We start from the raw sequence: 4,677 nt of genomic DNA, 5'->3' as shown, positions 1-4,677 counted from the left end.
CGACTCACCCCTCCCCGGTCGGCGCCAGCACCACCCAGACCGGCCCCGGCGCGAAGGTGATCGGGTCGCCGCCGGCGTCGGTGAAGCGGGTGCCGTCGCCCGCCGACGGGCGGCTCCACTCCCCGGTGTAAGCCCGCCCGTCGCGCAGCACCACGGCGGGGCCCTCGCCGACGGTCTCGGTGTACGGGGTCACGTAGCCGCCGCGGTCCGCGTACTCCGAGGGGCGCACGGTGACGTACTGCACCACGGCGGTGGCCGCGCCCAGGGTGCCGCCGGCCGTGCTGCGCGCCGGCTCGCCGTCGAAGGACACCTCCCACCGTTCTTCCGCCTGCGACCAGCGGAAACCCACCGTGGCGGAGGGGAAGGACACCGTGTACCCGTCGGTCGCCTCCCCGCCCGGTGGCGGGTCGCCGAAGCGGAACCCGATGTCCCGGGAGCCGGAGACGTCCCCGGCCGCCTCCAACACCGCCTCCGGGTCCAGGTACAGGTTGTGCGGCGCGATCCGGTCCAGGTCGCGCTCGAACGCCTCCGGCGCGTCCTCCGGGGCCACCGCGACCGGCGGGGCGTCCCGCACCACCGGCAGCAGGGCCGAGCGCGCGCCGGAGAATCCCAGGGCGGGCCGGTCGAACTGGGCCAACAGTTCCAGGTCGGATTCCCGGACGCTGCGCACCGGCCCCACCAGGTCGGGCAGCGTGCCCGAGTACACGGCGATCAGGCGGGTCAGGCCCGCCTCGACCTCCTCCACGTACACGATGGCCGCGCCCTCCAGCCCGGTGTGCGGGCGGGCCGGGGCCACGTTGTCCACCTTCACGGCGAGCACGGGCCCGTCCGGGCCCTCCATGCCGGTGAAGGGGGAGACGCCGGGTTCGCCGTTCGTCTCCAGCCCGCAGGCGGGGAGCAGGAGGAGCGGCAGACAGAGCGCCAGGGCGGCGAACCGCCGGCGCGGGTGCCGGCTCCGGATGGGGCGGGTCGTCCGATGCCCGCCGTGTGATGGTCCGATCACGGGATCACCCCCGTCCGGTAGTGCACCACGTCCGGCGCCCGGAGACGATCCCCCGGCCGTCGGACGAGCGGTTCCCGGGGCCGAACGGGGGACCCGGGTGCGACGGGACGGCGCCGGAGGAGGGCGGAGGAAGGGCACCGTCCCGCCGCGATCGGGAGGGGTCCGGAGTCGGACCCCGGGTGGGCGGACGCCCACCGGTCCAGCGGGTTCGGCGGGGTCACCCGCTCACCGGGGCACCCGTTCGCCGGGATCGCCCGGGTGCCGGCCGGTGCTCACCAGCTGGACTTGCGCACCCCCGGCAGGTACCCGGCGTGCGCCTGCGAGCGCAGGTTCACCCGGGAGAGCCCGAAGGCACGGAAGTGCCCGCGCGGTCGGCCGTCCACCGAGTCGCGGTTGCGCACCCGCACCGGGCTCGCGTCCCGCGGCTGGCGCCGCAGCTCGCTCTGGGCGGCCTCGCGCGCCTCGGGGTCGGTGTCGGGGCGGCGGATGATCTCCTTCAGCTCGGCCCGCCGCTCGGCGTACCGGGCGACGATCACCTTGCGCCGCTCGTTCTTCGCGACCTTGCTCTTCTTCGCCACGTCGTCCCCCTCAGACCTTCTCGCCGCGCGCGCGGATGCGGGCGACGGCCGCCTCGATGCCGATGGTGTCCACCGTGCGGATGCCCTTGGTGCTCAGCCGCAGCCGCACGTGCCGGCCCTCGGAGGGCAGCCAGTAGCGCTTGCGCTGGATGTTTGGGTTGAAGCGCCGGGATGTGCGCCGGTGGGAGTGGGAGATGGTGTTGCCGAAGCCCGGCTCGCGGCCGGTCAGCTGGCAGTGGGCGGACACGTGGACTTCCTCCTGGGGGTCCGGGCGGGTGCGGCCCGCCCGACGGGATGCGGTCGGGTGGTCCCCTCCCGCGCGTCCGGGCGTGACCGGTGTCACGGGAGGGGCGGAGGGGAACATAATGAAAATGATTCCCGTTTCTGTATAGTACTCCACATGGCGTCCGGAAACCCCAGCGGCTCGTCCCGCTCCACCATCCGGCCGGTGATCAAGCTCCGGTCCACGGCCGGCACCGGCCACACCTACGTCACCCGCAAGAACCGGCGGAACGACCCCGACCGGCTCGTGCTGCGCAAGTACGACCCCGTGGCCCGCCGCCACGTCCTCTACCGAGAAGAGCGCTAGGAGAACCGCCGTGAAGCCCGGTATCCACCCCGCCTACGGGCCCGTCGTCTTCCGTGACCGGGCCGCGGGCCACGCCTTCCTCACCCGCTCCACCCTCGCCGGCACGGCGAACGGCGGAAAGACCATCGAGTGGGAGGACGGCAACACCTACCCCGTCATCGACGTCGAGACCTCCTCGGCGAGCCACCCCTTCTACACCGGCACCGCCCGGGTGCTGGACACCGCCGGCCGGGTCGAGCGCTTCGAGCGGCGCTACGGCTCCGCCCGGTCGGGCCGGGCCGGCGGCACCCGCGACGGGGCCGACGGGAGCCGCTGATGCTGCCCGTCGTCATCGTCGCCGGTCTCCACCGGGACGCCCGTCGTGCCGTCGTGCGCCGCCTGCTGCGGGAGGTCCCCGGAGCGGTCGCGCTCCACCACGACCTCTCCGCCGCCCCGGGCGGCACCGTGCGCCGCACCCTGGCCGACGGCACCGGCCTCACCGACAGCGGGGAGACCCCGCTGGTCAACGACTGCGCCTGCTGCGCGCTGCGCGAGGACCTGGTGCCCGAGCTGGAACGCCTCGCCGACGGCGGGTTGTGCCGGCTGGCCGTCGTGGAGCTGTGGGACTCGGTCGAACCGCGCTCGATGGCCGAGGTGGTGGCGGCGCACGGCCATGGTCGTTTCGAGCTGGTCGGGGTGACCTGCGCGGTGGACCCCGCCCTCGTCCTGCCCTGCATGGGCAACGGGGACGACCTCGCCGAGGCCGGCCTCGCCGCCGCCCCGGGTGACCAGCGGGTGGTCGCCGACACCTTCGCCCGGCAGCTGGAATACCCGCCCGTGCTGGTACTGGCCGACGGCTCGGAGGAGTCGACCCCGGGCACGGACGCCGCCGGGGGCGCGGACGCCGCAGGCACGGATGTCCTCACCGGCCCCGACCCGGCCGATCTGGAGCTGCTCACCCAGCTGCACCCCACCGCCCGCCGGATCCCCGTCACCGACCCGGGGCTCGTCGCCGCACTCACCGCCGGCTTCGATCCCGCCGCCGCGGCCGCCCGGCAGCACCCCGCCTGCGCGCTGCTGCCGCAGGAGGCCGACGCGCACGGTGTGACCACGCACGTGTGGCGGGCCCGGCGCCCCTTCCACCCCGCCCGGCTGCACGAGGCGTTGGAGGACCTGGCCTGCGCCGCCGCCCGCAGCCGGGGACGCTTCTGGCTGGCCAACCGTCCCGACACCCTGCTGTCCTGGGACGCCGCCGGCGGGGCGTTGTGCGTGGACAACCTCGGCCCCTGGTTGGCGGCCCTCCCCGACGCGGCCCGCGACATGGTGCCGGCCGAGCGCCTGGCCGCCGCGGCCCTGGACTGGGATCCGGAGGTTGGGGACCGCGGACAGCTGCTGGCGTTCGTCTCCCCGGAGCTGGACGTCGACGGCGTGACCGAGCTGCTCGACTCCTGCCTGTTGACGGACGGCGAGTACGCCGCCGGCCCGGAGGCGTGGCGACGTCTGGACTCCGCCTTCGACGAGCTGCTGGACCCGGCCGTGCCCTGAGCCGTGCCCCGCCACCCGTCCGTGATCCATCCCCATGCAGGGGCGAGCCCGTGGCCGCCCCACCGACCCGGAGATTCCCGTGCCCCGTAACCCCCGTGAGCGCAAGCCGCTCCGCGCCCGACCCAACCCGCTCATCGCGGCCGGCATCGAGTACATCGACTACAAGGACACCGACCTGCTCCGGAAGTTCATCTCCGACCGGGGCAAGATCCGCAGCCGCCGGGTCACCCGCCTGACCGTCCGCCAGCAGCGGTTGATGGCCAAGGCGATCAAGAACGCCCGGGAGATGGCGCTGCTGCCCTACGCCGCCGGCCGGTGAGACCGACCGCGTCCCGCCCCCGCCCCCGGTTTCCGGACCGGGGGCGGGGGCGTTTCCGGCCGATCGCGCAGTCCGGTCATGCCGTCCGGTCGGTCTCCCCGGCGTGTCCCGGGGCCCCGGGAATCCCGGAAACATCACTCTGGGTAAGATCCGCCGGAGGCGTGACGGCCGCCCGACCACGGGGTTCGGGTGGTGGTCCTCCCCTCCCGCCGGGCGGGGGGCCGGAGGGAACGGAATGCTCCCCACCGCTCCCACCGGGGGTGACGAGGCGACGACCCAGGGGTGTGCACGTGCATCCGTCCGTGCATATGCATATGAACGGGGTTATGATCCCCGCGAGTTGAGTCCCACACCCGTTCGGGGCTCGGGTACAGCTCTCGTAACGACCGGGGAGAAGCCTGTGACCGAGGCGCACCACGAGGCCACCGCACACCTGCGGGACGTGGCCTGGATCAAGAGCAGCTACAGCAACGGCCAGGGCAACTGCGCCGAGTTCGCCCTCCTGCCGAGCGGAGACGTCGCGCTGCGTAACTCCCGGTTCCCCGAGGGGCCGGCGATCGTCTACACCCGGGCCGAGGTCGATGCCCTGCTGAGAGGCGTGAAGGACGGGGAGTTCGACCACCTCGTCTCCTGACGTTCCCAGGGACCGCCGCCGAGCCGAACC

Annotated in this window: 8 protein-coding genes; 5 read left to right on the top strand and 3 right to left on the bottom strand. The window is 74.2% G+C overall.

Annotated elements, in window-relative coordinates:
* Positions 1–4 precede the first annotated feature (4 nt).
* The 3 genes from FNQ90_RS13105 to rpmB all read right to left on the bottom strand — a co-directional run bounded on the left by FNQ90_RS13105 (position 5) and on the right by rpmB (position 1,828).
* Positions 5–1,003: a DUF3048 domain-containing protein gene (locus tag FNQ90_RS13105; RefSeq protein WP_323379928.1), complete on the bottom strand. Its 999-nt coding sequence runs from the start codon at positions 1,001–1,003 to the stop codon at positions 5–7.
* Between the two features lie 272 nt (positions 1,004–1,275).
* Complete coding sequence (gene rpsN, locus FNQ90_RS13100; protein ID WP_143621581.1) at positions 1,276–1,581, bottom strand: 30S ribosomal protein S14; 306 nt, start codon at positions 1,579–1,581, stop codon at positions 1,276–1,278.
* Between the two features lie 10 nt (positions 1,582–1,591).
* A complete protein-coding gene (rpmB, locus tag FNQ90_RS27355; protein WP_143621583.1) occupies positions 1,592–1,828 on the bottom strand; it encodes a 50S ribosomal protein L28 in 237 nt (78 codons plus the stop codon).
* A 153-nt stretch (positions 1,829–1,981) separates the two neighbouring features.
* Between rpmB and rpmG the strand changes: the two genes are divergently transcribed.
* From rpmG to FNQ90_RS13070, 5 genes are all read left to right on the top strand, one after another.
* Positions 1,982–2,170, top strand: a complete 189-nt coding sequence (rpmG, locus tag FNQ90_RS13090) for a 50S ribosomal protein L33 (RefSeq protein ID WP_143621587.1) — start codon at positions 1,982–1,984, stop codon at positions 2,168–2,170.
* Positions 2,171–2,180: 10 nt separating this feature from the next.
* Complete coding sequence (locus FNQ90_RS13085; RefSeq protein ID WP_143621590.1) at positions 2,181–2,486, top strand: type B 50S ribosomal protein L31; 306 nt, start codon at positions 2,181–2,183, stop codon at positions 2,484–2,486.
* On the top strand, positions 2,486–3,694 hold the full coding sequence (locus tag FNQ90_RS13080) for a GTP-binding protein (protein WP_182606540.1): 1,209 nt from the start codon (positions 2,486–2,488) through the stop codon (positions 3,692–3,694). Before FNQ90_RS13085 ends, FNQ90_RS13080 begins: the two co-directional genes overlap by 1 nt.
* 79 nt (positions 3,695–3,773) lie before the next feature.
* Positions 3,774–4,013 carry a 30S ribosomal protein S18 gene (gene rpsR / locus FNQ90_RS13075; protein ID WP_143621596.1) on the top strand — a complete coding sequence of 80 codons (240 nt, stop codon included), beginning with the start codon at positions 3,774–3,776 and terminating at the stop codon, positions 4,011–4,013.
* Between the two features lie 400 nt (positions 4,014–4,413).
* Positions 4,414–4,647: a DUF397 domain-containing protein gene (locus FNQ90_RS13070; protein WP_182606539.1), complete on the top strand. Its 234-nt coding sequence runs from the start codon at positions 4,414–4,416 to the stop codon at positions 4,645–4,647.
* Positions 4,648–4,677: the final 30 nt, after the last annotated feature.

It is taken from the genome of Streptomyces alkaliphilus, assembly GCF_014141535.1.
Lineage (GTDB): Bacteria > Actinomycetota > Actinomycetes > Streptomycetales > Streptomycetaceae > Streptomyces > Streptomyces alkaliphilus.
Note: the sequence above shows the minus strand (reverse complement) of the source record. Positions and strands in the feature narration are given on the sequence as shown.

What these genes read in the sequence shown, in the direction of transcription:
- rpmG (WP_143621587.1), top strand. Translation starts at nt 1,982, where the DNA reads ATGGCGTCCGGAAACCCCAGCGGCTCGTCCCGCTCCACCATCCGGCCG.
- FNQ90_RS13080 (WP_182606540.1), top strand. Translation starts at nt 2,486, where the DNA reads ATGCTGCCCGTCGTCATCGTCGCCGGTCTCCACCGGGACGCCCGTCGT.